Raw genomic sequence first — 26,637 nt, forward strand, 5'->3', positions numbered from 1 at the left:
TCCAATTTTCTAATTTTCTTCGTTTTCTTTTTTCTCTGGATGGATGATAACCTCCAACGAAACAATCCGCTGGTCTGTTACCTCTTTGACTGTAATCTCAAGGCTGCGGTAAGAGAACCGATCTCCCGGCTCTGGAATCCGTTCAAAGGTTTCCAGAGCCCAGCCTGCAAAGGAATTTGAAATTTCTTCTATTTCAGCTTCAGAATAATCATAGCCGATCTCATCAAAGAAATCCTCCGGGTCAAGATCGCCGGATACCTGATAGCAATTTTCAGAAAGCTGAGTAAATTCAACCTCTTCCTCATCGCTTTCATCCCAGATTTCTCCGACCAGCTCTTCGATAATATCCTCCAACGTGATAATCCCGATTGTTCCCCCATACTGGTCTGTGACAACCGCCATGTGGGATTTCAGCCGCTGCAGTTCCTTCATCAGCTCAGAAATAAACTTTTTCGGCGGCACATAGACGGTATCCTGCATAATATCAGTCAGCCTGACCTCTTTGTTTTCAATGTATGCCTTCATGAAGTCTTTATTATGCACAATCCCAATGACATGGTCGATACTCCCGCTGTAAACCGGCAGCCTGGAGTAGCCTTCCTCAAAGAACAGCTCTTTTACGGTCTCAGCGTTCTCATGCTCCTCTACCGCTACCACGTCGACACGAGGTGTCAGGACTTCTTCAACGGTAATTTCATCAAAATCAAGGGCAGACTGAACCAGTTCGCTTTCCTGCTGTTCCAGCACCCCTTCGTTTTCACTCTCTTCAATGATGTATTTGAGCTCCTGCTCTGTAACAGACGGCGGGATCTCTCCCTTTTTGGAAACCAGGCTGGTCAGCTTGAGGAACAGGAATATGAAAGGAGAGAAAAGCTTGATAAAAAAGTCCAACAGATGTACTACCTTTAACGCCAGTTGCTCAGCATGTTGTTTCGCATAAGATTTCGGGAGAATTTCACCAAACATCAGGACAAGAATTGTCATGACAATGGTGGATATCCCTGCCCCGGAAGAACCAAACCATGTAGTAAAAATCACCGTACCGATCGAGGCGGAAGCAATATTTACAATATTGTTCCCAATTAAAATTGCAGAGAGGGCACGGTCATATTCTTCCGCTATGCGAATGACTTTTTCTGCCTTTTTATTTCCGGCAGCAGCAATGTTCTTCATCCGAATCCGGTTAACAGTTGCAAACGCAGTTTCCGTTCCGGAAAAGAAGGCGGACATTGCAATCAAAAAGACCAACAGCACAAATATAAGCGGCGGCACATCGCCCAAAATAAACACGCTCCTTTAAGCATAAATTTGGTATTAATTGTAACAAAATTCAGATGTATTGTCAAGACAGAGCCGCCGCCTTTGGTTGACAAGTTTCGTCATGCCCAGTATACTAAAATTAATATTTGAAACAATCCAAGGGGTTATCATATTATGAATGGAAAAGTCATAACATTTTTTTTAATCACGGTCTGTACTGCGGCCGGAATCTGTATGCTGTTTTTCGGCATCAGCGGTGCGGTGCATCAGAACCAGATCACCAAAAGCTATGATACGATTGATGGGTATTTTACCGATTACAGCATCTATTCCAGTGATGAGGACGGTACCACATACCGGTTGACCTACTCCTATGTACTGAACTATCAGGAATATACCGTCTCAACGGATTATGGCGTTGGTTCTATCCCAGAGCCGGGCAGTGTCAAAACAATCAAATACAATCCGAAAAATCCGGAAGAGGCGGTTATTGTTGGGAGCAATCAAAACAGCTTCCTAATCTTGATGGGGATTCTCTTTACATTCGTCCCGCTTTTTATCGCTTATGGCGCGTTAACCACATTTGGTTATTTAAAACGTTTTCCAGAAAAGGTGGTCAGTATTGGAATCGGCATCCTTTTCACGGTGATAGGAGTCGGTATTATATACCTTACAGGCCGGTGGTTTCTCCATTCAGGAAGCGGTAGCGTCTCTTAGCTTTTGGATCGTAATTCCGCTCCTGTTTATTGTAGTCGGAATCTATCAGACAGTACGCAGCATATTCTCGAAAAAGAATGCGGAACAAGAGTAAAAAAGAAGAAAGGAAGCTTTGCTGTAACAAAGCGCGGTGATCACAATGAATCATATTCCCAGTCCCTTGGCTGCCGGCGTCCCGCCGGAAGGGTTCCAGGATATTCATGAGGTGCGCATCCTGCTCTGCTGTATCCTTAACGCAGTACCCGAACCAATGTCAAAAAACGATCTTTCCAGATTGTTCCAGGAAAACCACCTGGTCAACTATTTTACCCTATCAGCCGCACTCTCGGAGCTTCTCAGTGAAAAGCAGGCAACACTCATTGACCGGGACGGAGAAGCCTGTTATCAGCTCGATGACTTTGGGATTGAAGCGGCGAAGGCCCTGGAACATACCATTCCGCTTTCCGTCCGAGAGCATGTAAGCAATGCGGCACAACAGCTTATGCACCGGAAAAAGAACGAACGGGAAAATGAAATTCTGATTGAACCGCATCATAACGGTTATAGTGTCCAAATTATTATGCACGATACAGACATTGACCTGTTAAACCTCAAGCTGTTCGTCCCCGATCAGACGCAGGCGGAACGGGTTCAGGAAAAAATGCTTCAAAACCCTGCCGCCTTTTATGCCCAAATCATTGATTTTTTAACCAAATAAAAAAGCCAGATGGGAAAATCCATCTGGCTTTTTGTTTTTCTTATTCCTCACTGCTTTCAGCCGCTTCAATTTCAGCCGCAATTTCTTCAGAAATCACGCCGTCCTCAGAAGAATAGACCACATCGCTCTCGTTTTCTTTGGTGATCTTCTGGTCTTCTTCCGGCAGAAGTGCCCGCATAGAAAGGCTGACACGTTTTGCATCAAAATTGATATCGATAATCTTTGCTTCTACTTCCTGGCCAATTTCAAGGATGTCCGCAATCTTTTCCACTCTCTGGTTGGCAATCTGGGAAATATGTATTAACCCATCAATGCCCGGGATAATAGTGGCGAACGCACCGTAATTGGTGAAGGAAACAATTTTTACTTTTACGACATCATCTACATGGTAATCACGTTTAAAGATTTCCCATGGATTATCTTCGGATTTTTTGTAGCCCAGAGAAATTCTGCGTTTTTCCGGGTCTAGATCCTTGACATAAACCTCTACGATATCGCCGACATTGACGATTTCAGAAGGATGTTTGATCTTAGTCCAGGAAAGCTCGGTGATATGGATCATTCCATCTACGCCGCCGAGGTCAACAAACGCGCCGTAAGAGGTCAGCGATTTCACCTCGCCCTTATAGATTTTGCCAACTTCAACCTCAGACCAGAACTTGTCTTCTTTTTCCTTCTTGTCAGCTTCCAGAACAGCACGAACAGAGCCAAGAGCTCTTCCGCGGCGTTCGTTTACTTCCAGAATCTTGAACTGCACCTCTGTTTTAAGCAGGGTATTCAAGTCCTCCACACGTTTGTTGGAAACCTGGGAAGCAGGAATAAATACCTTGGTATGGTTGGACAGCACCAGGACGCCGCCCTTGACAACATTGACAACAGTACCAGACAGTACTGTACCTTCCTCCAGCGCTTTTTTGATTTCTTCAAAGCCTGCAGCCGCGTCACAGCGTTTTTTGCTCAGCGTAACAATGCCTTCCTGATCATTTACTTTAAGTACAACCAGCTCGATTTCGTCGCCCTTTGATACCACGTCAGAGGTTGTCTGATTCGGGTCGTCCGTCAGCTCATCAGCCGGGACAATGCCCGCCTGCTTTGCGCCGATATCGACATGGACTTCATTTGGAGCCACCATCGTAACAATCCCTTTTACCCTTTTACCGCTATACAATTTCTCAGATTCCAAGGATTGTTCAAATAAGGTAGCAAAGTCCAGTTCTCCTTCTTGTTTGTTTAACATTTCACTCATGGTTTTAAGAACCTCCTTAATGATATAAGCCGGAGTCGACGCACCGGCAGTAACGCCAATCGATGAATGACCGGATAGTGGCAGGTTGTCCAGCTCCGCCGCGGTTTCAATCAAATAGGTTTCAGCATAGTCGGAACAGACCTGCTGAAGCTTTTTTGTATTGGAGCTTTCCTTCCCGCCAATCACAATCATCAGCTCGTTTTGCTTTGCCAGCAAAACTGCCTCGGCTTGACGTTCATTAGTCGCATTACATATTGTATCAAAAAAAACGATATTTGTACATAGTTTTTTTGCAATTTCTACGCACTTTCTCCATAAATTCGCGTGAAAAGTTGTCTGAGCAACCAAAATCGCCTGTTTTTTGATCTTTTTAAGGGTTTCTTCCAGTTCCTGCTCGTCTTTAATCACATAGCATTCGCCCTGGCAGTGACCCTGAATGCCTAACACCTCGGGATGATTTTTATCTCCCGCAATAATGACAGCCTCCCCCTGTGCGGAACGCTGCGCAACAATTTTATGGATCTTTGCGACAAACGGACAGGTTGCATCCACAAGGTGGATATCCTTCCCTTCCAGCTCATCATAGACCTGCTGTCCGACCCCGTGCGAACGGATCACGACAGTATCCCCCGACTTTGCCTCCGACGGTACAGCCAGAATAGCAACACCTTTTTCTTTCAGGTCGTCCACAAGCTGGGGATTGTGGATGATCGGCCCCAGGGTTTTTACCCCGCTGGTTTGCTCTGCCAAATGGTACACCATGTCTACCGCGCGGTTTACCCCAAAACAGAAGCCGGCCGTCTTTGCTACAGAAATTCTTGTCATCCCTGAGCCTGCCGCTTGGATTCTTCCCAAAGCTCACAGACGGCATCCCGCACCAGATTGCTCGCTGTTTTTATTGTCCGGGGCTTTTTCAGGTCAATCTGCAGCGTTTCATTCCGGATCGGTGCTCCGTAACGGACAATCACCTTACTTCGGAACTTCGCGCAGTCAGAAAAGTAGATCGCAGTCGGAACAATATCCGCCCCCGTCTGGGAGGCAACCACAATCGCTCCGGATTTGAACCGCATAATCTCTCCTGTTTTGGAACGCGTTCCCTCCGGGAAGAGGAAAAGCACATCCCCGCTTTTTACCGTATCAACCGCCTTATCGATGGCGGAAGTATCTCCCGTTCCCCTGGAAACCGGGAAAGCGCCCAGCTTTCTGATAATCGGCCCGAGCAGCTTATTGGAAAACAGCTCCGCCTTCGCCATAAAGTTTACCTGCCGTTTCATCCTGATTCCAACCAGCACCGGATCAAGATAGGTGCGGTGATTGGAAACCACAATATAGCCGCCCTCCGTGGGCAGATTTTCGATTCCATATACCTCAATATGGAACCAAACTGACATTGCGGCATTGCACACCCCTTTGGCGAAGCGATAAAATTTAGTCATCTTGCTCACGTTTTTTCGCCTCTCCTATTCCAGTCCCAACCGGTTCCGGATAATTTTCTGAAGCAGGTCAATGGACTCCTCCAGCGTATTTCCTGTCGTATCAATCAAAAGCGCGTCCTCCGCCTGCCGCAGAGGCGCAATCTCACGATGGGAATCATTATAGTCACGCTGCTTAATCTCTTCCAGCAACCGGTCGAAATCAACCACCGTCCCGGATTCCAAGAACTGCTGGTAACGGCGTTTCGCGCGGTCCTCCGCCGTTGCTGTCAGAAAAATTTTCAAATCAGCATTTGGCAGGACAACCGTTCCGATATCCCGTCCATCCATAATCACATCATGATGGTTTGCCAAATCCTGCTGCAAATCAAACAAAAACTCCCGAACCTTTGGAATTGCCGACACCTCGGAGGCAAACATCGACACCTCCGGCGAACGGATCAAGTCGGAAACATCCTCCCCGTTTAGAAACACCCTCTGTTCCCCGTCAATAAATTTCAGCTCAACATGGATGCGATCCAAAGCGGAAACAACCTCGCCCGCCTTTTTCGTTGAGAGGCCAAAATGATTCACCGCATATCCGATGGTGCGGTAAAGCGCGCCTGTATCCACATAAATAAATCCCAGCTCCTGGGCTGTCTTTCTGGCAATCGTACTTTTCCCGGCCCCTGCCGGCCCGTCGATAGCAATTGCTCGCATACTTTCTTCTCCTTTATGCAGGATTTTAAATTTGGACTGAAATCCTACAGATAAAACTATTTTACACCGTTTTTGAAAATTTGTAAAGCCGCTTCGCCGGAAAATCCCCAAATACGACGAAAATAGAACGAAATCGGAATCAGCGGAGTCAAAATATTGATATGCATCCGTTGTTTTCCCTTTATTCAGCAGTTTATTCCGGCCGTATATCCGGTAGAAAAAGCAATCTGCAGATTGAAACCGCCTGTATAAGCGTCCACATCGATCACTTCCCCGGCGAAAAACAAGCCCTTTACCAGCCTGGATTCCATAGTTTTCGGACTGATCTCTTTCACGTCCACTCCGCCCGAAGTAATAATCGCTTCCTCGATCGGACGAAATCCCGAGACGGTCAATGTGAGGTTTTTTATCAGTCCGCAAAGCCTGCCCCTCATTTCCCGGGTAATCTGGTTCACTTTCTGATCATACGGAATTTCAGAAAGCCGGACTATAACAGGAATCAGCTTTTTGGGCAGCAGCTTTCCCAGACTATTACCAAAATCCTTATTCGCCTGCTCGGAGAAATCGCGCAGAATCCGTGCGTCCAGCTGTTTCTCACTCAGGCCGGGTTTCAGGTCAATCCGAAGCAGGTATCTTCCCGGCTCCATCCGGCGAAGATGGGAAGAAGCACTCAGAACAAGCGGGCCCGACACCCCAAAATGGGTAAAGAGCATCTCCCCCAGTTCAGAGTACAGCACTTTTTCGTCCCGCCGGTCTACAAGGCTCAGTGTCACATTCTTCAGAGAGAGTCCCTGCGCCTTTTTGCACCAGACTTCCTCTGTTACAATCGGGATCAGAGACGGTTTCAATTCCGTCACGCGATGTCCTAAGTTTTCCGCAAGCCGGTAGCCGTCTCCGGTAGAGCCGGTTCGGGGATAAGACAGACCTCCGGTAGCCAGAATGACTGAAGAGGCCAAATACCGCTCGCCGCTCTCGCATTCTACCCCTCTGGCTGCGCCGCCCTCGGTCAGGATGCGCGTTACCCGCTCCGGACGAATTTCCACACCGCATTCCCGAATGTTCCGTTCCAGTACGTCCGCAACATCGCCTGCACGGTCTGAAACCGGAAAAACCCGGTTTCCGCGTTCTGTTTTCACCGAAAGTCCGCTGTTTTCAAAATAGGAGATGGTTTCCTCCGGCGTCAATTGATTGACTGCGCTGTACAAAAACCGGCCGTTCTGCGGAACATTTCGGATAAAGGTATCTGTATCGCATCGGTTTGTGATATTGCATCGGCCCTTTCCGGTAATCAGAATTTTTTTGCCTAACCGGTTATTTTTTTCGAGCAGAAGAACCTGTTTCCCATATAGCGCGGCTGCGTGCGCGGCCATCATTCCAGCCGCACCGCCGCCGATTACAATGACGTCACTCGGCATTGTCTGCCTCTGCTTTCTCATAGACATCATACTCATCCCAGATTTCCTCCAGCTTATCAAAGGTGTGCTTGAGCTCCTCCTGTTTTTGCAGGCCCACCGCCATAATCAGCGCGTTGATCAAGCTGAGGGGTGCCACAAGGGAGTCTACAAAGGAAGCCATATCGCTCCTGGCCTGCAGGAAATAGTCGGATTCCTTCACCAGAGGAGAAGAAATACTGTCTGTAATTGCAATGACCCTTGCATTCCGGCTGTGTGCATAATTCAAAGCCTTCACCGTCTTTTTAGAATAACGCGGGAAGCTGATCCCGATGATGATGTCCTCCTCACCGATCCGAAGGATCTGTTCAAACATCTCGCTCGCGCTGGTGGTCTGCACCAGGCGCACATTTTCAAAAATCAGATGAAAGTAAAAGGCGATAAAGCTTGCAAGGGTGGCGGCGCTCCGCGCTCCGATGATATAGATTGACCGCGCCCTTACAATGGACTGTACCGCACCGTTAAAGTCATCCCGGGAGGTTTCCTCCAGGGTACGGCGGATTTTTTCAATGTCAAGGTTTAACACTTTATCGAGAATTTCTTCCGAACCGAGCTGTTCGCTGGCAACCTCAATCCTCTGTACCGCTGTCAGGCGGTTGCGGATCATCTCCTGGAGCTGACGCTGCAGCTTCGGATATCCGTCATATCCCAGCTCAAACGCAAACCGCACCACAGTAGATTCGCTGACGCCCACGATGGTGCCGAGCTTGGAAGCCGTCATAAACGCCGCTTTGTCATAGTGGTTTAAAATATAGGTTGCGATCCGCTTTTGTCCCTTTGACAACGAATCCATTCGCTGAGCAATTTCATAGAGAATGTCATTCTTCATCAGATAAGCCCTTACCCTTCCGATAGATTTTCTATTAAAAATATTGTAGCCTGTTTTGCAAAAAAATGCAAGTCCAAAGTAAAAATTATTCAAAAAGAAAGAAATCAGGCTGATCTGGATGGATCAGCCTGATTTCTGTTTTTATTAGTGTCTTTAGACGGTTGAGTGCCAGCGGCACGAAACAGAAAACCACCCGCTATGCGGGTGGGAAACAAAAGGTTAAACCAAAAAAATCACCTTTCGTGGTACAATAAGATGTTCAAGCTTATTGCAAAAAAAGAAAGGTGATTTTAATGGCAAATAAAACAAACAGTTTATCACACACAAAATGGATGTGTAAGTACCACATAGTGTTCATACCGAAATACCGAAGAAAAGCGATATACGGACAGTATAGAGTGGATTTGCAGAAAATCATAAGAACACTGTGTAAATACAAAGGAGTAGAAATACTGGAAGGAAATATGATGCCTGACCATGTACATCTGCTTTTAAGTATACCACCAAAAATAAGTGTGTCAAGTTTCATGGGATACTTGAAAGGAAAAAGTGCGTTGATGATGTTTGATAAACATGCAAATCTAAAGTATAAGTATGGGAACAGACATTTCTGGGCAGAGGGGTACTATGTAAGTACAGTAGGACTCAATGAGGCAACCATACGGAAATACATAGAGGAACAGGAAAAGCACGATATAGCACTGGATAAATTGAGTGTAAAAGAGTATGAAGACCCTTTTAAGGGTAGCAGGTAGTACGAACGCCCTTTAAGGGGCGGCAAAAGCGGCAAAGGCAATAGGCTTGAACAAAGAGAAAGCCAGCGTCTTTAGGCGCTGGTCGGTATCTGCCCCTTATAGGGGCGAGCAAACCACCCGTTTGACGGGTGGTTATGATTTTTGCTCCAGGTATTTTCTCGGCCCTTCCTGAAAGATATCCGTTCCTTCACAATCAATAGCGACAATCAAAGGAAATTCCTTCAAGGTCAATTTTTTGACAGATTCACAGCCTAATTCTTCAAATGCAATGACCTCGCAGGAAGTAATTGACTGGCAGGCCAGCGCTCCTGCACCGCCTACTGCACAAAAATATACGCCCTGGTTGCGTACAACCGCATCGATCACCGGGGGTTTTCTTTCTCCCTTTCCGATCATCCCGCAAAGGCCTAAGTCCATCAGCTCGGGCGCATAGACATCCATCCTGCCGGATGTGGTCGGGCCACAGGAACCAATCGGAAGGTGATCCGGCGAGGGAGTCGGCCCCGCATAATAAATAGTTGCACCCTCCAGCGGGAACGGAAGCGGTTTTCCCTCCCTGATGAGGGCCGCCATCTTTTTATGCGCTGCGTCCCGCGCTGTATAAACGGTTCCGCTCAAATACACTCGGTCAAAGGTTCTCAAAGTCGGCGCAGCCTGTTTTAATTCGGCTGCCTCCAGATGATAAGTTGCCATGTTTACTGCAAGCTCCTGATTTTTTCATAAATATCGTCCAGCAAAGCGTTCGCATGCTGAATTTTTTTCTGATATGCTTCCAACAGCTCGCCGCTGCTGTCATCCTCTATTTCCGGTAAAGCGATCTCCTCGCTCATGACAGGTCGTTGCGGCTTAGCGAAAAAAGCCCGCGTCCGGTTTTTCCGGGAACAGCTCTTCCAAGGATTTTTCCGGCGTATCATATTTTGGGGCAGCCTCTGCCGTTTGGTCTGCCGGTGGTTCCGGTGTATCTTCTAAATCCGCTTCCGTTAGAATTCCTTCTTTAACCATCTGTTCCTTGAATAGCTGGTCAGTTAAAAATTCATCCTGTTTTACTTCAGTCTGCAAAACATCGTCCACCTGAAGGGATTCCGGCATTTTCTTTTCCAGTCCATCGACCTGACTATGTATCTGCTGCATCACCTCAATAATGGACAGCTTCATATTTTCAAGCTGACGGCTGAAACGGTTATATTCCTCATTCGCTTTATCAGCTCTGGTTTTGGCGGTTTTCAGGATTTCATCGGCTCGCTCGTTCGCTTCGCGGATAATCTCCCCGGAACGAATCATGGTACGTTTTTCCTTTTCCGCCAATTCAGCTTCCTGGTCGTTAATCCGTTTTTTCGCCTGATGGTTATAATCCTGTGCAGCCAGCTTCAGCTTTTCAGCCTCTTCCTCTGCCTTTGCAATGATCTCCTCCGCCCGTTTGGTAGACTGCGCAATATTCGCAGACGCTTTCTTAGCGGCTTCGGTCAGGATCATCGAGGCTCGGTTATTGGCTTCGGCCAGTGTGGAAGCACTTCGCGCGTTTGCTTCCGACAAGATCCGTTCTGCGGTATAGCCGGATTCATCAAACTTTTTCAGCCGGTCGGACTCATGCGCAGATTTGCTTTCAAATTCCTGCAACCGTTTTTCCAGCTCCTCATTCTGCGCTTTTAGCTCTTTTGCATGGCGTTCCACCACAATATTGAGCTGTTTTAGTTTATCGTTATCGGCATTCTGTTTTTTAATCAATAGCTGCAGCTTTCCGATCAGATCATTTTTTTCCTGCTCGCCCGCTTTCATTTTTTCCAATTGAGTGGTTGCCTCAAACTTCTTGGTTTTCAACTGGTTGATTGTGCGCTGCATCTCTTCTTTTTCCACTTTATATTCATGGCTTAACTCTTCAAAAGCATCCAAAACATCCTGTTTGTCAAAACCACCGAACGCTGCGGTTTTAAAAGATTTCATTTCCATGCTGTTTCCTCCCGACCTACTGGACAGAACGCATTTCTGCCGCAAAAATATTTTAGTTAATTCTAGTATAAAGCTTTTTGGGGTTAATTTCAAGTATTCCCATCAGAAAAACTTTGGTTTTCTGACGAAAATATGTTACAATTGTAAAAACAAAGGAATACGGCTTAATCCTTTAACCGCAAGAATTCCCAGCATCAGGCCACAAATTGCCGTATCCCTGCTATATCACACGAAAGGAATCGTCACAAATATGAACAAACTTGTAATCTTTGACCTGGACGGAACGCTCAATCAGACAAGGCTTTATGCCGTAGAGGCAGTCCGGCGCGCGCTTGCCGAGCTCGGTGTTTTCCATTTTACGGACGAGGATATCTGTGCGCAGTTTGGCGCGAGGCCCGCGGACTATGTCAGGCTCTACCTTCCTGACGGGGATGAAATACTCCATCAGCGTTTTCTTTCCCTGGAATCCTCTTATGAGGACAAACTGATGAAGGAAAACGGGCGCGCTTTTGATGGTGCTAGAGAGAGCATGGAACAGCTCCGCAGCGCCGGCTACCGGCTTGCAATCTGCTCTAACTCCTCCGAACGGTATATCCGCCTTGTCCTCACAACTATCGGATTAATCGACCTGGTAGACGAAATCCAGCCGCTTCTGCCCGGAATGCTCAAAACGCAGACTCTGGATCTCCTGCTTCAAAGAATAAAGCCGGAAAAGGCGGTTATGGTCGGCGACCGGGTGTTTGACCAGGAAGCCGCGCGGGAAAACAAAATACCCTTTATCGGCTGTGCGTATGGCTATAATCCGGAAGAAATGGCCGGGTCTGACCGGGTAGTTACCCATGCCGGCCAGCTTTACAGCGCTGTCACAGAACTCATCGGATAGGAAGAAAGCACGGAATAGGCAACCAGGGCCTTCCGTGCTTTTTCATATTTATTTTTAGCTATAATCATACTGGAGGATCAAAATATTGTCCTCCACGCAGGTGACAATCTCCGTCTGATACTGGTCACAGCTATAAGGGAATCCCCTTGCTACACGAGGGACATTCTCCCTCGCCTCACGGATAAACTCCTGCAGGTCTGTCTGGGAGGCAAACTGGAACTGCACCTGCTTATCTCCGGAAATCAGCGCCGCATTCGCTTTTAACAGGATCGCCGCAATACTTTCATCCGTCAGGTCAGAAACATAGAGCCCCATATTCTGATAATAGCTTAAGCTGTCATCCGTACAGTCAGGAACCGGCGGATAGATGGATTCTTCACCATCATCAGCACCGGAAATCGGAGAAAAGATAATATGGCGCTTTTTGATCTCCTCGGTGCTGACCAAAAAATTGGCATAGATCGGCTGCGTTGTTCCGGCCGGCGGGACATCCCAGGTGACGTCGAGGTGGTAATACTCTCCATCCACCCGGACTACATTCCACGCATGATGCTCCGCGTTATCTTCCCGGTCGTCACCATAGACAATCCGGCAATCCATTCCAGCCTTCAGCAGGAGATACTGCATTCCCAGGGCATATCCGTCGCAGACCGCCTTTTTCTCCACCAACGCGCCATAGGCGTCATGCTGGTTTGGAGACGACGCGTCATATGCCACGTTTTCAGCCAGGTAATCATGGAGGTAGAGTACCTTCTCATATTCGCTCATCTCCTCGGTAATTCCCTCCAAAATCCGGTCAGCCGCCTCGTCCAGCTCCCGGCACATTTCCTCTACCCTGCGCTGGGTATAGCTGCGGGACGATTTGCTTTCAGGATCCTCATAGGTAAAAAAGAGGGTAGCCCGGCTGAGGTTATCCGTTTTTTCATCATACTGATAACGATAAGCGCTGCTGAGCCAGAACGCCTGCGGATGATCCGCGCGGTAATATTCCAGCACCATGCGGAAGTCATCCTTTGGAATGACGATATCATCGATATCGTCATAAAATTTATAGACATATTCATCCAGCTGGCGGTAAGCCTTCCGAAGCCGTTTGGGCAGCGCCTCATAGCTTTGATCCGATTCCGCCTGCTTCGCCACGTCCATATATTCCCTGTTGCCAACATGGTACGGGCCTTCAAACGCAGCATAAAACGCCTTCAAGACATTGCTGTTTTCTTTGGCGCTCTCCTCATATTGCAAAACGCCCAAGAGCAGAACAAAGGCGATCAGCACTGTCCCGATCCGTTTTTTCATTCTATCATCACCGTTTTCCCTTCGGTTTTCTCCTTACGGCAAAACTTAACGTTGTCATTAAAGTAGGAATTAAGCAATATCCAAGCAAAATGCAAAGATAGCTTCTCTGTAATGATACTGTATTTAGTACGATTTGTAAAGGGGCGATGTAGATAGTAGCAAGCAAAATCGTCAAAGACACCAACGCGGCTCCGATCAGCTTTTTATTATTTAGTGGATGAATTCCAAAAATGCTGGTATGCTCGCTTTTACACTCGAACACATTGATAAGCTGCGTCACTACCAGCGTAAAGTAAGCGCCGGTTCTCGCCGTTGTGACGTCCCCGCCGCTCATGTTCAGAAGAGTGACGAAAGAGGCAAGAGTGGAAAGGCCGATAAAGATTCCCCTGAAGATGATTTTGGAGAGGAGTCCGTCTGAGAACACCCCGTCATTTTTCTTCCGCGGACGGACGTTCATGGTATTTTTATCCGGCGGCTCCAGTCCCAGCGCAATGGCGGGCAGGCCGTCTGTTACGAGATTAATCAGCAATATCTGGATGGGCAGCAATACCACCGGCATTCCCATCAGCATACCCAAAAACATCGTGATCACTTCTCCGATATTGCAGGAGAGCAGGTAACGGATAAACTTCCGGATATTGGCATAGATCGCCCGGCCCTCCCGGACAGCGTTTACCAGCGTCGCAAAGTTATCGTCCAGCAGGATCAGATCGGAGGCCTCCTTGGTCACGTCTGTCCCGGTGATTCCCATGCTGACCCCGATGTCCGCCTGCTTTACCGCCGGAGCGTCATTTACCCCGTCCCCGGTCATAGCAACCACGTTGCCCTTCTTTTGCAGGGCATTGACAATAGAGAGCTTGTGCTTCGGGCTGACGCGCGCAAAAACCGTCGTGCTCTCCGCTTCCCGTTCCAGTTCCTCCTCCGACATAGCCTCAAGCTGTTTCCCGTCCAGCACCGTATCACCGTCCCGATAGATGCCGATCTCCTTTGCCACAGCGCAGGCTGTCAGCCTGTGGTCCCCGGTGATCATCACAGTCTTAATTCCAGCGCGGCTGCACTGGTTTACCGCCTTTTTCACCTCCGGCCGGGGCGGGTCAATCATCCCGGCAAGCCCGATTAGAACCAGGTCTTCCTCCTTTGGAGCCGCTCCTGTTCCCAGACGTTTGTAGGCAAGGCAGATGACACGCAGGGCATTGCGCGCCATCTGGTCGTTCGCCTCTGATATCCGTTTTCTCCAACTGACAGAGAGCAGCTTCTCCCCTTCCCCTGTCAGCAGATGGGTGCATTTCTCCGCCATAATATCAAACGCACCCTTGACCCACAGAACCCGGTTCCCTGCCATATCCTGTGTGACAACCGACATGCATTTCCGTTTGCTGTCAAACGGATTTTCCGAAACCCTGCGGTATTCGCGCAGGAGCTGTTTCAGCGGCGTTCCGCACCGGTCGGCAAAAAACATCAGCGCGTTTTCCGTCGGCTCTCCATACAGCTCTCCGTTGTTCAGCACTGCATTATTGCAGAGCGCACAGCACAGAGCCGCTTGGTGTTCGGCTGTTCCAGCCGAAAAATGGAGCTTCTTTGTCACTTCCTGCATCCCGTTCGCAGTACTGATTTTTGTCACAGTCATCCTGTTTTGGGTCAGCGTTCCGGTCTTATCGGAACAGATTACATTGGTGCAGCCCAGCGTCTCTACGGAATGGAGCTTCCGCACCAGCGCCTTCTGCTTCACCATCCGGCCTACCGCCAATGCGAGTGCAATGGTAACGATAGCCGGCAGACCCTCCGGCACGGCGGCAACCGCAAGCGATACCCCGACAATCAGCATATCGAGCGGGTTCTCTCCGCGCAGAATTCCTGTGACAGAAACAATCACGCAGATAATCAGACATCCGATTGCGATATATTTTCCAAGCTGGGCAAGCTTTTTCTGCAGTTGGGTTTCTTCCTCCTCAATCTGGTGAAGCATTCCGGCGATCTTGCCCATCTGAGTGTCCATCCCGGTGGCGAACACCTCCGCTTCCCCATGACCCTGGGTGATCGTTGTCCCCATATACATCATATCCTCGCAGTTGAGGATATTCTCTGTCACTGTCCGCCGGCATGTTTTCTTGTTTACAGGATTGGATTCCCCTGTCAGGATCGATTCGTCAGCGCTCAGACCGAAGCATTCCGTTATGCACAGGTCGGCGCAGACACGGTCTCCCGCCTCCAGCAGCACCACGTCGCCCGGTACAATTTCATCTGCCGGAATAACCTGTATTTCCCCGTCCCGGTATGCTCTCGCAGTGGGCGCCGCCATCTTCCGCAAAGCTTCCAGCGTCCGCTCTGTCCGATATTCCTGGATAAATCCTAAAATCCCGTTCATCAGGACAATTGCCGCAATGGTGATTGCCTCCACATACTCCTGCAAAAATAAAGAAATTCCCGTTGAGATTAGCAGGATCATCGTAAGGATGTCCTTATATTGGTTCGCAAAAATCCGAACCGGGCTAACCGCCTTCTTCTGTTTTAGCTGGTTTTTCCCGCCTTCCTCCAAAAGCCGTGCAGCCTGCTCGGAGCTCAACCCCTTCTGCGGCTTTGAATCCGGCTTTTTATCCATGAGTACATCCAATAATTTCAACCGCTCTCCGTCCTTTCTCTTCCTTGTTATTATCAATTTATTCGGGCTGTCCAGCCAATATGCTTGATTTAAATAGGGAAAAAATTTAAAAAACTTTGATTTACCTATTGCATTTTATTGCTTTACCATGTAAAATGTAATAGTCCCATGTAATTTGATATAGTAGTGTGATAATACAACAAAATACGGGATGGAAAGCAAGGAGGATATTCATAATGAAGATGAAAAAATTAGTTTCGGTTATGCTGGCTGGATTTTTAGCGGCTTCCCTGTTTGGCGGATGCGGAAAAACGAATCTGACCAACGCGGATTTACATATTCTGGACGAATCCCTGGCAGACGAGCTTTATGGAATTGCAACCGCTAAGGATAACACTGCGCTGCGCGATATGATCCAGATTGCACTGGACGAGTGTATTGCAGACGGAACAGCCGGTGAAATTGCGACCGAGTGGTTTGGCTCTGACACCATCTATGTGCCGGAAGAAAAGACCTTTATACCGGAAACTGCAGCGGTTTATGACAAAGATACCATTGTTCTCGGATGCGATGTAAACTTCGCGCCGATGGGCTTTAAAGATGGCGACGAGGTTGTCGGGTTCGACATTGACCTGGCAAAGGCGGTCATTGAAGGAAAAATGGGCAAAAAGCTCCAGATTCAGCCGATTACCTGGTCGAACAAGGAAGCGGAGCTTTCTACCGGAAAAGTTGACGTTTTATGGAACGGCCTGACAATTACAGACGAGCGTCTGGAAGCGATGAGCTTTACCGAAGCTTATATGGAAAATGTCCAAGCAATTGTTGTTCCGAAAGATTCTGATATCAAATCTGCAGCAGATCTGAACGGAAAGAAGATCGCTATGCAGAAAGAATCCAGCGCGGTGGACGCTTACAACGCTTCCGGAATTGATGCGGAAACAGTAGAGCTTGCTGATAACGTAGCCTGCCTGAATGAACTGAAAACAGGCCGTGTTGACGCAATTGTTATGGACTCTGTTGTTGCAAACTATTACCTCGCCAAGGGTGAGTGATTCCTGATAATTTCTTAAAAGCTTTCATCATAGAATAAGCGGTGTACATTGAATCAATGTACACCGCTTATTCCTATTATTCGATGGCCCAGTCGATGGGTTCCTTCCCTGCCGACTGCAAAAATGTATTTGCTTTTGAAAAATGGCGGCAGCCAAAAAAGCCGTTGCCGGCCGAAAAGGGACTGGGGTGGGCACAGGTCAGAATTTTATGAGCCGGATTGGTGAGAAGCGCTGTTTTGGATCTGGCATTGGCGCCCCACAGCAGGAATACAATCGGGTCTTCCCGGTCATTCAACAGGCGGATAATATGATCGGTAAAAATCTCCCAGCCAATCCCTTTATGGCTGTTGGCCTGTCCTGCCCGGACTGTCAAAACCGTATTCAGCAGCAATACTCCCTGTTTTGTCCAGGCGGTCAACTCTCCGTTTTCATCTGACATCCGTATTCCGAGATCATCCCGTATTTCCTGGAAAATATTCTTTAGGGACGGCGGCTGTGCAATTCCCTTTTTGACTGAAAAGCACAATCCGTGCGCCTGTCCCCGGCCATGGTAAGGGTCCTGTCCCAAAATCACGGCCTTCACATCCGAAAAGGAAGTATATTTTAAAGCATTAAAAATATCATACATATCCGGATAAATAGTACGGGTATGGTATTCGTGTGCTAAAAAGCGGTGCAGCTTTTTGTAGTAATCCTTCTCAAACTCGTCCTTTAACAGCGCGTCCCATTCATTGCCAAATGCTATCATGTTGTTGTTTCCTTTCCATCCTTTTGATACACCAGTATCTCAAACTCTATTCTGGTTGTCAAACGGCCGCACCCCTGCAGGCGTCTGGAGTTCTCCTCCGACGTTTTATAATAATAGGGCGTCATCATAAATAAATTTTGAATGTCTTCCCGACTGGTTAAGGTGATTTGTTCCGCAAGTCTCCTTACCCTAAGCAACTGAAATCCCGAAAGCTTATAGTCCCTGACTTCGTTTTCATACGGTGAATCGTAGACCAATTCCTTCAACTCCCAAAGGTGTTTCCGGGAAGGAATCACCATGACCATGATCCCATCCTTTTTAAGCACCCGCAGAAATTCTTCTCCGCAATAAGGCGCGAATAAATTAAACAGCAGGTCGCAGGCGGAATCGGCAACAGGCAGGTGAAATACGCTGCCTACCAAAAATTCCGCTTCATGGTTTTTCTTAGCGGCTGCGTTCAGCGCAAATTTTGAAATGTCAATTCCAACCATCCTCGGCTTTGTCAAGGAGGACAGAGCCTGATAAACCGCATTCGTATAATAGCCCTCCCCGCAGCCTGCATCCAGGATATCGGGGGTTTTCCATCCGGCCTCCTGGCAGCAGCGCGCCGCTTCATTGCAGAGAGCTTCAGCCAATGGCTGGTAATATCCTTTTTGCAAAAAATCCCGCCTGGCGTTGACCATCAGCTTATTGTCGCCCGGCAGCTTGGAGTGTTTGCCATTGGATAACAGCAGATTGACATAACCGCTCTTTGCCCGGTCAAAGCTGTGATGGTTTTGGCAGACAAGCCGTTTTTCTTCTATCCGTAATGGTTTATGGCAAACCGGACAAATTAGTTCCATCGTTGTTCCTTTCTGATTGTTTTTCCGTTCTATTTTTATACCGCTATCTCCGGACGGTTCCATTATGTCCGTCCATGAGACGTTTTCTGATTCCGGCGTTACCAAACGCCTGCCGCATCCTTTGCCGGCAAAGAAAACCCTCTGAGGCAAACATGCCTGCTGCCCTATTATTTCATAAAGCCGCCGTGATAAAAACGGCGGTGCCGCAAGGCATGAAAGAATTCGTTCCGAGAGCTGTTTAACGTTATTATACCATAAATCTTCCAAACGGTAAAACCCCCAAAGAGGATCTCCTCTTTGGGGGTTTTACGTGTAACCAGTCTGATTAGTACAGATCGCGTTTTACATAAGAAGTGTGAAGAATTTCATGCGCCTTATGGCTGCCCGGTTCGCCCAGATATTCTTTATAGAGCTTCTGAACAGACGGGTTGTCATGAGATTTTCTCAGAGGCATGCTCGCATCCAATTCATAGATGGTCTTGGCTCTAACCTCACGGATATCAACAAAGTTTCTCAGGGACGCAGGCTGGATCGGCTGTCCACCACCATTGACACAACCGCCTGGGCATGCCATTACTTCGATAAAGTGGTAGTTCGCTTTCCCTTCCTGGATATCAGTCAGCAGTTTCTTCGCGTTTGCCAAACCAGAGCAAACCGCAACCTTGACTTCAATATCGCCAATTTTATAAGAAGCTTCCTTGATTCCCTTGGTGCCGCGAACGTCATTGAATTCCAGCTTTCCGAGTTCTTCGCCGGTTAAGGTTTCGACTGCAGTTCTCAGCGCAGCTTCCATAACACCGCCGGTCGCGCCAAAGATTACGCCAGCGCCCGTGGATTCTCCGAGCGGATCGTCAAATCCTTCGTCCGGCAGCATATCAAAGATCAAGCCAGCACGTTTAATCATACGCGCCAGTTCTCTGGTGGTAATTGCAATATCAACATCCGGAACACCGGCAGCGCTCTGATCTTCACGGCCGATTTCAAATTTCTTAGCAGTACACGGCATAACGCTGACACAGACGATGTCCTTTGGATCGATTCCCATTTTCTCAGCATAGAAGGTTTTGGTCACAGCGCCAAACATTTGCTGCGGAGATTTGCAGGAGGACAGATTCGGAATGAAATCCGGGAAGAAATGCTCACAGAATTTTACCCATCCCGGAGAACATGAAGTAATGATCGGCAGTGTTCCGCCATTTTTGAAACGATCAAGGAATTCGGTCGCTTCTTCCATAATAGTCAGGTCAGCCGCAAAGTCGGTATCAAAGACCTTGTCAAAACCAAGGCGGCGCAGTGCAGCAGCCATCTTGCCTTCTACATTGGTGCCTACCGGCAGGCCAAACGCTTCACCCAGCGCAACACGTACAGACGGAGCTGTCTGAACAACGACGTGTTTGGCCGGATCAGCGATTGCCGCGAATACTTCTTCCGTGTTATCCTTTTCACCCAATGCGCCGGTCGGGCAGACGGTGATACACTGTCCGCAGTTAACGCAGTTGGTTTCCCCTAAAGGTGCTTCAAACGCGCAGCCAATATGGGTTGCCTGGCCTCTGTCGTTCGGGCCAATCACCGCAACACCCTGGTTGTTTTTACATGCGGCAACACAACGGCGGCAAAGGATGCATCTGTTGTTATCACGGTACATATGAGGCGCGGAATCATCAACGTCATAATGTTCGTTTGCGCCCTCATATTTCTTTTCGTCGTCTACGCCATATTCTTTACACAGTCTCTGCAGCTCGCAGTCTCCGCTGCGCACGCAGGACAGGCATTTTCTTTCATGGGTGGACAGAACCAATTCAAGGTTGGTTTTTCTTGCTTTCTGAATTGCAGGAGAGTTTGTGACAACCTCCATCCCCTCAGAAACCGGGTGTACACAAGCCGCAGCCATGCTTCTCGCACCCTTGACTTCTACAACGCACATACGGCAGGCGCCGATCTCGTTGATATCTTTCAGGTAGCAGAGAGTCGGAATCTCAATTCCAGCTTCATGGGCAGCCTGTAAAATTGTATAATCCTTCGGCACACTGACTGACATGCCGTTGATCTTTAAAGTTACTTTATCCATTCTGGTGCCCTCCTACTTTTTCGTGATTGCGCCGAAGCGGCATTTTTCCATACAAGCGCCGCACTTGATACATTTATCCGTATGGATCACATGCGGGTTCTTCACTGTCCCTTCGATTGCACCAACCGGACATACTCTCGCGCAAAGAGTACAGCCCTTACATTTTTCAGCGTCGATGCTGTAACGTACCAGGCCTTTGCAGACGCCGGCAGGACAGGTCTTGTCAACAATGTGCGCTTCATATTCGTGACGGAAATATTTCAAAGTAGAGAGAACCGGGTTCGGAGCTGTCTGACCCAGACCGCACAGAGAGTTTGCTTTAATGAAATAGCAAAGCTCTTCCAGTTTGTCCAGATCCTCTAAGGTTGCATTTCCCTTGGAGATCTTATCCAGCATTTCATACATCCGTTTTGTACCGACACGGCATGGGGTACATTTCCCGCAGGACTCATCAACGGTGAATTCCAGGAAGAATTTCGCGATGTCAACCATACAGGTGTCCTCGTCCATGACAATCAGCCCGCCGGAGCCCATCATAGAGCCGATTGCAATCAGGTTGTCATAGTCGATCTTGGTATCGATCAGGTCAGCCGGGATACATCCGCCGGAAGGACCGCCGGTCTGAGCCGCTTTAAATTTCTTGCCGTTCGGGATGCCGCCGCCGATTTCTTCAATGATCTCGCGCAGGGTCGTTCCCATCGGAACTTCAACAAGCCCGGTATTGTGGATTTTTCCGCCCAGTGCAAATACTTTGGTTCCCTTGGATTTTTCAGTACCCATGGAGGAGAACCAATCCGCGCCGTTGAGGATAATCCGCGGAATATTCGCATAGGTTTCAACATTGTTGAGGACTGTCGGCTTGCCGAACAAACCCTTAACAGCCGGGAACGGAGGACGAGGACGCGGTTCGCCGCGATGGCCTTCAATCGAGGTCATCAGCGCAGTTTCTTCCCCGCATACAAACGCGCCTGCACCCAGACGCAGTTCCATGTCAAAATCAAATCCAGAATCAAAGATATTTTTACCGAGCAGGCCGTATTCGCGTGCCTGGTCAATTGCAATCTGCAGACGTTTTACAGCGATCGGATATTCCGCACGGATATAAACATAACCCTGGGAAGCGCCGATTGCATACCCTGCGATTGTCATTGCTTCAATCAGAACATGCGGGTCACCTTCCAGGATCGAACGATCCATGAACGCGCCCGGGTCACCTTCGTCAGCATTACAGCAGACATATTTCTGATCCGCGTCATTTGCAGCCGCAAAGGACCATTTCAGGCCGGTCGGGAACCCGCCGCCCCCGCGTCCGCGCAGGCCGCTGTCTTTAATAGTCTGGATAACCTGTTCCGGTGTCATCTCGGTCAGCACCTTGCCCAGAGCCTGATAGCCGTCAAACCCGATGTACTCTTCGATATTTTCCGGGTTAATCACGCCGCAGTTCCTCAGTGCGACACGATGCTGTTTTTTATAGAAATCTGTCTCATTCAGAGATTTTACGGTGTCATCCGCTACTGTTTCAGAATACAGCAGACGTTTTACAATACGCCCCTTCAAGAGATGCTCGGAAACAATTTCCGGGATATCTTCCGGCTTTACCATTGAATAGAAAGAGCCTTCCGGATATACAATCATGATCGGGCCTAACGCGCAAAGTCCAAAGCATCCGGTTTTTACAACCTTAACTTCTTCAGAGAGCCCCTGTTTTGCAATTTCCTGCTCTAAAGCGGAAACCAACTGTTCACTGCCTGAAGAGGTACAACCTGTACCACCGCACACCAGTACATGAGAACGATACATTAGCATTTACCTCCCTTATTATTTCGCTACTGCGCCGATGGTATATTCTTCGACAACATTGCCGTTGACAAGGTGATCGCTTACCACTCTTGCAACCTTTTCAGCAGTCATTTTTACATATGTAGTTTTGCTGCCGTCATTGGTATAAACCTCCACAACCGGTTCATACTGGCAGATACCAATGCATCCGGTCTGTGTTACCATAACATTATTTAATCCTCTTTTTGCAACCTCTTCGGTAAAGGCATTGAGAACCGGCCTTGCACCAGCCGCGATTCCACAGGTAGCCATCCCGACAACAACACGGATATTATCATCCGCACTGTCGCGGACATTGACAGAAGTCTGCATTTTATCGCGAATTGCTTTTAATTCTGCTAAGCTTTTCATTAACTATTCATTCCTTTCTAGGAATTGCGCCGCCCTGAAAAATCAGGCTAAAGCCGTCCCATCCGGCTTCAAGAGCGCAAAACGTGTGTTTGAAAGTAAACCCTCGGAAGTCTGCTTTCAAACTTCCGCACCACCTTATTTAAGTTCCTGCTGTTCTGCCTGGAGCGTGTTTTCCTCAATAAAGCTCTTGATAAAGACCAGCACGTCAGGCGAATTAACAGGCAAACCTTCCAATATCTGCTTTACCTCTCTGGTATCGAGTGTAAATTCAGCGTCATTATACCGGTAGCGGTATATAAAATCTATCTCAGGATTCACTGAGATCAGTGTAACCATGGTAGACGCCATATCCCCCAACGGCATCAGATCAATATGATCCAGCACATAGGTGGCAATCACCTTGGTTCCTACGCCCTCCTCGCTCTCAATCCGGAATGTACCGCCGGTCATCTCAGCCGACATCTTAAAAAACGGTACGCCCAGTCCGACAGGACGCGTCGTCCTGGTGGTAAAGAAGGGATTGATTACCTGCTCGACTTTTTCCTTGCTCATCCCGCAGCCGTTATCCTCAATTGTGATTGTCATTTTATTGTCAATAACAGACCGAATAATCTCAATTGTGATTAAACTGGCGTTGGCACGAATGGAATTCTGCGCGATATCCAGTATATTCAAAGATAATTCCTGCATGATAAACCCCTTTCAGGCAGATCACCTGTTCGGCTCAGGAATTAGCCGTTGTATTTCTCGATAATTCCATCAATTTCGTCCGGTGTCAGCTTACCGTATACATCATCGTTGATCATCATAACCGGAGCCAAACCACACGCACCGATGCAGCGGCAAGCCTCCAGCGAGAATTTTCCGTCCGGAGTACATTCCCCGCTCTTGATCCCCAGCTTCTGCACCAGCTTGTCAAACACGTCGCCCGCGCCCTTTACATAGCAAGCGGTGCCAAGACATACTGAAATTTTATACTGCCCTTTCGGATACAATGAGAACTGGGAATAGAAAGTAGCAACGCCGTAAACCTCTTCCAGTGATACTCCCAATCCCTTCGCAATCATAGTCTGAACTTCAATAGGAAGATAGCCGTAAATGTCCTGCGCTTTTTGCATGACCGGCATCAACGCACCTTTGTCCGCTTTATGTTCCTCGATGACCTGCATCAACTGAGCTTCCTGCTCAGGAGTCCCGCGAAAAGGTACTGTTCCCTTTTTTTCAGCCATACTATATACCTCCTTAAAATAATATCGCCGCCCCGCCGTTCTCCTCACCTCAAACAGCAGAGCCAATCTGACTGGTTCACTTCCGCCCGGAATTATTACAAAATCCAGGTATTCAGATACAATTTATTATATCATTTTCCAGCTTCAAAATCTATGTTGTTAAAGTATAAACAAACCAGCTTTTTTTGTAAAAATCAAACAAAAAAAACAAATCCTTGAGAAAAAATGGAAAGTGCTGTTGCCGTTTGAATCAACATAGTGATATAATACAAATACTAATATACCACATCTGTACTTAATTGGAAAAATTACACGAAGCCCATATTATTTTTGATATGGCTGTTACCCCTGGATTGGAATGAAAAAAGCAAAGGAAAAAACATACTGTTTTGGTTAATTTTCCAATATTCTGATTGGTAATATGGAGGGATATTTATGACAATCCAAGATTTGAAAACCATTTTAGAAGCAGAGGTTATTTTTGGCGACGAGCTGATGGATCAGGAAATCCATACTGCCTGCGGGTCTGATATGATGAGCGACGTGCTCGCATTTGTCAAGGATCAGTCCGTTTTGCTGACCGGTCTGGTAAACCCGCAGGTTGTACGTACTGCTGACATGATGGATATCCGCTGTATCGTTTTTGTCCGCGGGAAACGTCCGGACAACGACATTATCGAGCTGGCACAGGAACGTGACATCGCCCTGATGTCCACCGGCCTTCGGATGTTTACCGCCTGCGGCCTTTTATGGGAAAAGGGATTGCGCGGCTAATCCCTCTGTTCTTTCATATTATCTCAGCCGGCATAACACCCAGCCCGGCAATGAACATAATTGGAAAGGAGACGGCTTTCTCCGATTCATAAAAGAGAGAGCCTGATACATAAAAATGGAAAACCTCATTAAATTGTCCTACGAGGTTGACGGAGAGGATTTCACCCGTGCAGGCGAGGCCTCTGCCAGCGTGAAAAAAAGTCTCCGGAAGCTCGGCGTCCCGCCCGACGTCATCCGAAAAGTGGCAATTGCCCTCTATGAGGGGGAAATCAATATGGTCATCCATGCCGAGGGCGGCGTGATTGACGTTGAAATCTCGCCGGAGCACGTCACCATGGTGCTGCGCGACCACGGCAAAGGAATTGCGGATGTGGAAAAGGCTATGCAGGAAGGGTACTCCACCGCCCCTGACGAGGTGCGCAGTCTCGGCTTTGGAGCCGGGATGGGTCTGCCCAACATGAAAAAATACAGTGATGAAATGACAATTGATTCAACGGTCGGTGTAGGTACCACCGTTTCTATGACTGTTTATATCCAGTAATCCTGATTATTATTTTGACAGAAAGGAGGCGCTCTCCTATGAAGCAGAAAGAGTTTTTCCACTCTGTAACGCTCGACCGCGACAAGTGCAAGGGATGCATCAACTGCATCAAGCGCTGCCCGACAGAAGCAATCCGCGTACGGAATGGAAAAGCAAAAATCATTTCAGAGCGATGCATTGACTGCGGAGAATGTATTCGGGTCTGTCCGCATCATGCCAAAAAAGCAATTTATGACCCCTTGTCCGTAATTGACAACTATGAATATACCATCGCGCTTCCAGCGCCCTCTTTTTATGGGCAGTTTAACAACCTTGACGATGTCGATATCGTCTTAAGCGCGCTGCTCGACCTGGGCTTCGATTCAGTCTATGAGGTATCAAAGGCCGCGGAGCTTATTTCCGACGCAACCAGGAGAATCCTGCATCAGACGGATTGTCCCAGGCCTCTGATCAGCTCCGCCTGTCCGGCGGTCACCCGGCTGATCCGGGTGCGTTTTCCGAGTCTGATTGACAATATCCTGGATTTAAACGCGCCGGTAGAATTAGCGGCACGGCTGGCAAAAAAGGAAGCAATGGAAAAGACAGGGCTTCCGGCCGAAAAAATCGGCGCGATTTTTATTTCGCCCTGCCCTGCCAAGGTGACGGCGGCCAAGATGCCGCTCGGCACAGCAAAAAGCGAAATTTCAGCCGTCCTGGCCGTCAGCGAGGTTTATCCGAAGCTGCTCAAATATATGGATCATGACCGTTACCGGGAAGGGCTGTCTGATTCCGGAAAAATGGGAGTCGCCTGGGCCTCCAGCGCTGGTGAATCCTCGGCGCTGCTCAACGACAACTACCTCGCGGCAGATGGGATTGAAAATGTTATTCGGGTTTTGGAGGATCTGGAGGACGAAAAATTCACAAATCTTGATTTTATCGAGCTCAATGCCTGTAACGGCGGCTGCGTAGGCGGAGTGCTCAACGTCGAGAATCCGTATATTGCCCGCACCAAGCTTAAACGCCTGCGCAAATACCTGCCGGTTTCCCTGAATCATTTAAAGGATATGCCGCCTGAAATGCCATGGGACGAACCTCTGGAATTTACGCCGGTAATGGAATTGGACGCGAACTTCAGCGTTGCGCTGAACAAGATGAACGAGATGGAAAGGATTGAGGCTTCCCTTCCCGGGCTGGACTGCGGCTCCTGCGGAGCGCCGAGCTGCAAAGCGCTGGCTGAGGACGTCGTCAGGGGATTTGCCTCAGTAGATGACTGCGTCTTTAAATTCCGCGAAAATGTTGCGTCGCTGATGGATAACATCCACCGGCTGAATGTTTCAATCCCGCAGGCTTACCGGGAGGCTGAAGCAAGTGATGCGGAGAAAAAGAAAGAAGAATAGGAGTA

Annotated in this window: 26 protein-coding genes; 8 read left to right on the forward strand and 18 right to left on the reverse strand. The window is 48.2% G+C overall.

The window, feature by feature from the left end; translation table 11 throughout:
* Positions 1 to 9: 9 nt before the first annotated feature.
* Positions 10 to 1,290 (reverse strand): hemolysin family protein, encoded by a 1,281-nt coding sequence (locus tag CZ360_RS13350; protein WP_407656985.1) that lies wholly within the window; start codon positions 1,288 to 1,290, stop codon positions 10 to 12.
* A 144-nt stretch (positions 1,291 to 1,434) separates the two neighbouring features.
* On the opposite strand from CZ360_RS13350, the gene CZ360_RS13355 reads away from it, so the two are divergent.
* Positions 1,435 to 1,977: a DUF3592 domain-containing protein gene (locus tag CZ360_RS13355; protein WP_077534705.1), complete on the forward strand. Its 543-nt coding sequence runs from the start codon at positions 1,435 to 1,437 to the stop codon at positions 1,975 to 1,977.
* Between the two features lie 139 nt (positions 1,978 to 2,116).
* On the forward strand, positions 2,117 to 2,674 hold the full coding sequence (locus tag CZ360_RS13360; RefSeq protein ID WP_077534706.1) for a DUF4364 family protein: 558 nt from the start codon (positions 2,117 to 2,119) through the stop codon (positions 2,672 to 2,674).
* 40 nt (positions 2,675 to 2,714) lie between these two features.
* Here the strand turns inward: CZ360_RS13360 and CZ360_RS13365 are convergent, their stop codons facing one another.
* From CZ360_RS13365 to CZ360_RS13385, 5 genes are all read right to left on the reverse strand, one after another.
* Complete coding sequence (locus tag CZ360_RS13365; protein WP_077534707.1) at positions 2,715 to 4,745, reverse strand: bifunctional 4-hydroxy-3-methylbut-2-enyl diphosphate reductase/30S ribosomal protein S1; 2,031 nt, start codon at positions 4,743 to 4,745, stop codon at positions 2,715 to 2,717.
* A complete protein-coding gene (locus tag CZ360_RS13370) occupies positions 4,742 to 5,356 on the reverse strand; it encodes a lysophospholipid acyltransferase family protein (RefSeq protein WP_229408072.1) in 615 nt (204 codons plus the stop codon). The genes CZ360_RS13365 and CZ360_RS13370 overlap by 4 nt, the downstream gene beginning before the upstream one ends.
* A gap of 24 nt (positions 5,357 to 5,380) precedes the next feature.
* Complete coding sequence (gene cmk, locus CZ360_RS13375; protein ID WP_077534709.1) at positions 5,381 to 6,052, reverse strand: (d)CMP kinase; 672 nt, start codon at positions 6,050 to 6,052, stop codon at positions 5,381 to 5,383.
* Between the two features lie 185 nt (positions 6,053 to 6,237).
* Positions 6,238 to 7,503: a BaiN/RdsA family NAD(P)/FAD-dependent oxidoreductase gene (locus tag CZ360_RS13380; protein WP_077534710.1), complete on the reverse strand. Its 1,266-nt coding sequence runs from the start codon at positions 7,501 to 7,503 to the stop codon at positions 6,238 to 6,240.
* Positions 7,457 to 8,332, reverse strand: a complete 876-nt coding sequence (locus tag CZ360_RS13385; RefSeq protein WP_077534711.1) for a MurR/RpiR family transcriptional regulator — start codon at positions 8,330 to 8,332, stop codon at positions 7,457 to 7,459. Before CZ360_RS13385 ends, CZ360_RS13380 begins: the two co-directional genes overlap by 47 nt.
* 293 nt (positions 8,333 to 8,625) lie before the next feature.
* Between CZ360_RS13385 and tnpA the strand changes: the two genes are divergently transcribed.
* A complete protein-coding gene (gene tnpA / locus CZ360_RS13390; RefSeq protein WP_077532218.1) occupies positions 8,626 to 9,087 on the forward strand; it encodes an IS200/IS605 family transposase in 462 nt (153 codons plus the stop codon).
* Positions 9,088 to 9,219: 132 nt separating this feature from the next.
* Here the strand turns inward: tnpA and CZ360_RS13395 are convergent, their stop codons facing one another.
* Genes CZ360_RS13395 through CZ360_RS13400 form a run of 3 tightly spaced genes read right to left on the reverse strand, consistent with a single transcriptional unit; the run spans position 9,220 to position 11,034 of the window.
* A complete protein-coding gene (locus CZ360_RS13395) occupies positions 9,220 to 9,780 on the reverse strand; it encodes a FumA C-terminus/TtdB family hydratase beta subunit (protein ID WP_077534712.1) in 561 nt (186 codons plus the stop codon).
* Between the two features lie 2 nt (positions 9,781 to 9,782).
* The gene (locus tag CZ360_RS14300) at positions 9,783 to 9,917 is read right to left on the reverse strand and encodes a hypothetical protein (protein ID WP_267872688.1); all 135 of its coding nucleotides are present in this window, start codon (positions 9,915 to 9,917) and stop codon (positions 9,783 to 9,785) included.
* 16 nt (positions 9,918 to 9,933) lie between these two features.
* Positions 9,934 to 11,034 (reverse strand): coiled-coil domain-containing protein, encoded by a 1,101-nt coding sequence (locus CZ360_RS13400; protein WP_077534713.1) that lies wholly within the window; start codon positions 11,032 to 11,034, stop codon positions 9,934 to 9,936.
* Between the two features lie 250 nt (positions 11,035 to 11,284).
* On the opposite strand from CZ360_RS13400, the gene CZ360_RS13405 reads away from it, so the two are divergent.
* A complete protein-coding gene (locus CZ360_RS13405) occupies positions 11,285 to 11,917 on the forward strand; it encodes an HAD family hydrolase (RefSeq protein WP_159438310.1) in 633 nt (210 codons plus the stop codon).
* Between the two features lie 54 nt (positions 11,918 to 11,971).
* Here the strand turns inward: CZ360_RS13405 and CZ360_RS13410 are convergent, their stop codons facing one another.
* Both CZ360_RS13410 and CZ360_RS13415 read right to left on the reverse strand, forming a co-directional pair.
* Positions 11,972 to 13,213: a transglutaminase domain-containing protein gene (locus CZ360_RS13410; protein WP_077534715.1), complete on the reverse strand. Its 1,242-nt coding sequence runs from the start codon at positions 13,211 to 13,213 to the stop codon at positions 11,972 to 11,974.
* 7 nt (positions 13,214 to 13,220) lie between these two features.
* Entirely contained in the window at positions 13,221 to 15,833 is a 2,613-nt protein-coding gene (locus CZ360_RS13415; RefSeq protein ID WP_077534716.1) for a cation-translocating P-type ATPase, read from the reverse strand.
* Between the two features lie 215 nt (positions 15,834 to 16,048).
* Between CZ360_RS13415 and CZ360_RS13420 the strand changes: the two genes are divergently transcribed.
* On the forward strand, positions 16,049 to 16,864 hold the full coding sequence (locus tag CZ360_RS13420; protein ID WP_077534717.1) for a transporter substrate-binding domain-containing protein: 816 nt from the start codon (positions 16,049 to 16,051) through the stop codon (positions 16,862 to 16,864).
* A 76-nt stretch (positions 16,865 to 16,940) separates the two neighbouring features.
* On the opposite strand, the gene CZ360_RS13425 is transcribed toward CZ360_RS13420, so the two are convergent.
* From CZ360_RS13425 to nuoE, 7 genes are all read right to left on the reverse strand, one after another.
* Positions 16,941 to 17,612, reverse strand: a complete 672-nt coding sequence (locus CZ360_RS13425) for a uracil-DNA glycosylase (RefSeq protein ID WP_077534718.1) — start codon at positions 17,610 to 17,612, stop codon at positions 16,941 to 16,943.
* Positions 17,609 to 18,454, reverse strand: a complete 846-nt coding sequence (locus CZ360_RS13430) for a putative RNA methyltransferase (protein WP_077534857.1) — start codon at positions 18,452 to 18,454, stop codon at positions 17,609 to 17,611. Before CZ360_RS13430 ends, CZ360_RS13425 begins: the two co-directional genes overlap by 4 nt.
* Before the next feature lie 325 nt (positions 18,455 to 18,779).
* Positions 18,780 to 20,522 carry an NADH-dependent [FeFe] hydrogenase, group A6 gene (locus CZ360_RS13435; RefSeq protein WP_077534719.1) on the reverse strand — a complete coding sequence of 581 codons (1,743 nt, stop codon included), beginning with the start codon at positions 20,520 to 20,522 and terminating at the stop codon, positions 18,780 to 18,782.
* Positions 20,523 to 20,534: 12 nt separating this feature from the next.
* Positions 20,535 to 22,328 carry an NADH-quinone oxidoreductase subunit NuoF gene (nuoF, locus tag CZ360_RS13440; protein WP_456085455.1) on the reverse strand — a complete coding sequence of 598 codons (1,794 nt, stop codon included), beginning with the start codon at positions 22,326 to 22,328 and terminating at the stop codon, positions 20,535 to 20,537.
* A gap of 12 nt (positions 22,329 to 22,340) precedes the next feature.
* Positions 22,341 to 22,712: a (2Fe-2S) ferredoxin domain-containing protein gene (locus CZ360_RS13445; protein ID WP_077534721.1), complete on the reverse strand. Its 372-nt coding sequence runs from the start codon at positions 22,710 to 22,712 to the stop codon at positions 22,341 to 22,343.
* Positions 22,713 to 22,847: 135 nt separating this feature from the next.
* Complete coding sequence (locus CZ360_RS13450; RefSeq protein ID WP_456085456.1) at positions 22,848 to 23,402, reverse strand: ATP-binding protein; 555 nt, start codon at positions 23,400 to 23,402, stop codon at positions 22,848 to 22,850.
* A 41-nt stretch (positions 23,403 to 23,443) separates the two neighbouring features.
* The gene (nuoE, locus tag CZ360_RS13455; RefSeq protein ID WP_077534723.1) at positions 23,444 to 23,941 is read right to left on the reverse strand and encodes an NADH-quinone oxidoreductase subunit NuoE; all 498 of its coding nucleotides are present in this window, start codon (positions 23,939 to 23,941) and stop codon (positions 23,444 to 23,446) included.
* A gap of 435 nt (positions 23,942 to 24,376) precedes the next feature.
* Between nuoE and CZ360_RS13460 the strand changes: the two genes are divergently transcribed.
* The 3 genes from CZ360_RS13460 (at position 24,377) to CZ360_RS13470 (ending at position 26,632) form a co-directional block, all read left to right on the forward strand.
* Complete coding sequence (locus tag CZ360_RS13460) at positions 24,377 to 24,715, forward strand: DRTGG domain-containing protein (RefSeq protein WP_077534724.1); 339 nt, start codon at positions 24,377 to 24,379, stop codon at positions 24,713 to 24,715.
* A 115-nt stretch (positions 24,716 to 24,830) separates the two neighbouring features.
* Complete coding sequence (locus CZ360_RS13465) at positions 24,831 to 25,256, forward strand: ATP-binding protein (protein ID WP_077534725.1); 426 nt, start codon at positions 24,831 to 24,833, stop codon at positions 25,254 to 25,256.
* Positions 25,257 to 25,294: 38 nt separating this feature from the next.
* Entirely contained in the window at positions 25,295 to 26,632 is a 1,338-nt protein-coding gene (locus tag CZ360_RS13470; protein WP_077534726.1) for a [Fe-Fe] hydrogenase large subunit C-terminal domain-containing protein, read from the forward strand.
* Positions 26,633 to 26,637: the final 5 nt, after the last annotated feature.

The organism is Massiliimalia massiliensis, from assembly GCF_900155615.1.
Taxonomy (GTDB): Bacteria; Bacillota; Clostridia; order Oscillospirales; family Ruminococcaceae; genus Massiliimalia; species Massiliimalia massiliensis.

Bases quoted from the DNA above. Each gene is read 5' to 3' on its own strand.
- CZ360_RS13465 (WP_077534725.1), top strand. From the start codon at position 24,831: ATGGAAAACCTCATTAAATTGTCCTACGAGGTTGACGGAGAGGATTTC.
- cmk (WP_077534709.1), bottom strand. From the start codon at position 6,052: ATGCGAGCAATTGCTATCGACGGGCCGGCAGGGGCCGGGAAAAGTACG.
- CZ360_RS13435 (WP_077534719.1), bottom strand. From the start codon at position 20,522: ATGGATAAAGTAACTTTAAAGATCAACGGCATGTCAGTCAGTGTGCCG.
- CZ360_RS14300 (WP_267872688.1), bottom strand. From the start codon at position 9,917: ATGAGCGAGGAGATCGCTTTACCGGAAATAGAGGATGACAGCAGCGGC.
- tnpA (WP_077532218.1), top strand. From the start codon at position 8,626: ATGGCAAATAAAACAAACAGTTTATCACACACAAAATGGATGTGTAAG.
- CZ360_RS13360 (WP_077534706.1), top strand. From the start codon at position 2,117: ATGAATCATATTCCCAGTCCCTTGGCTGCCGGCGTCCCGCCGGAAGGG.
- nuoE (WP_077534723.1), bottom strand. From the start codon at position 23,941: ATGGCTGAAAAAAAGGGAACAGTACCTTTTCGCGGGACTCCTGAGCAG.
- CZ360_RS13470 (WP_077534726.1), top strand. From the start codon at position 25,295: ATGAAGCAGAAAGAGTTTTTCCACTCTGTAACGCTCGACCGCGACAAG.
- CZ360_RS13405 (WP_159438310.1), top strand. From the start codon at position 11,285: ATGAACAAACTTGTAATCTTTGACCTGGACGGAACGCTCAATCAGACA.
- CZ360_RS13425 (WP_077534718.1), bottom strand. From the start codon at position 17,612: ATGATAGCATTTGGCAATGAATGGGACGCGCTGTTAAAGGACGAGTTT.
- CZ360_RS13395 (WP_077534712.1), bottom strand. From the start codon at position 9,780: ATGGCAACTTATCATCTGGAGGCAGCCGAATTAAAACAGGCTGCGCCG.
- CZ360_RS13445 (WP_077534721.1), bottom strand. From the start codon at position 22,712: ATGAAAAGCTTAGCAGAATTAAAAGCAATTCGCGATAAAATGCAGACT.
- CZ360_RS13385 (WP_077534711.1), bottom strand. From the start codon at position 8,332: ATGAAGAATGACATTCTCTATGAAATTGCTCAGCGAATGGATTCGTTG.
- CZ360_RS13380 (WP_077534710.1), bottom strand. From the start codon at position 7,503: ATGAGTATGATGTCTATGAGAAAGCAGAGGCAGACAATGCCGAGTGAC.
- nuoF (WP_456085455.1), bottom strand. From the start codon at position 22,328: ATGCTAATGTATCGTTCTCATGTACTGGTGTGCGGTGGTACAGGTTGT.
- CZ360_RS13365 (WP_077534707.1), bottom strand. From the start codon at position 4,745: ATGACAAGAATTTCTGTAGCAAAGACGGCCGGCTTCTGTTTTGGGGTA.
- CZ360_RS13450 (WP_456085456.1), bottom strand. From the start codon at position 23,402: ATGCAGGAATTATCTTTGAATATACTGGATATCGCGCAGAATTCCATT.
- CZ360_RS13410 (WP_077534715.1), bottom strand. From the start codon at position 13,213: ATGAAAAAACGGATCGGGACAGTGCTGATCGCCTTTGTTCTGCTCTTG.
- CZ360_RS13420 (WP_077534717.1), top strand. From the start codon at position 16,049: ATGAAGATGAAAAAATTAGTTTCGGTTATGCTGGCTGGATTTTTAGCG.
- CZ360_RS13430 (WP_077534857.1), bottom strand. From the start codon at position 18,454: ATGGAACTAATTTGTCCGGTTTGCCATAAACCATTACGGATAGAAGAA.
- CZ360_RS13370 (WP_229408072.1), bottom strand. From the start codon at position 5,356: ATGACTAAATTTTATCGCTTCGCCAAAGGGGTGTGCAATGCCGCAATG.
- CZ360_RS13355 (WP_077534705.1), top strand. From the start codon at position 1,435: ATGAATGGAAAAGTCATAACATTTTTTTTAATCACGGTCTGTACTGCG.
- CZ360_RS13460 (WP_077534724.1), top strand. From the start codon at position 24,377: ATGACAATCCAAGATTTGAAAACCATTTTAGAAGCAGAGGTTATTTTT.
- CZ360_RS13400 (WP_077534713.1), bottom strand. From the start codon at position 11,034: ATGGAAATGAAATCTTTTAAAACCGCAGCGTTCGGTGGTTTTGACAAA.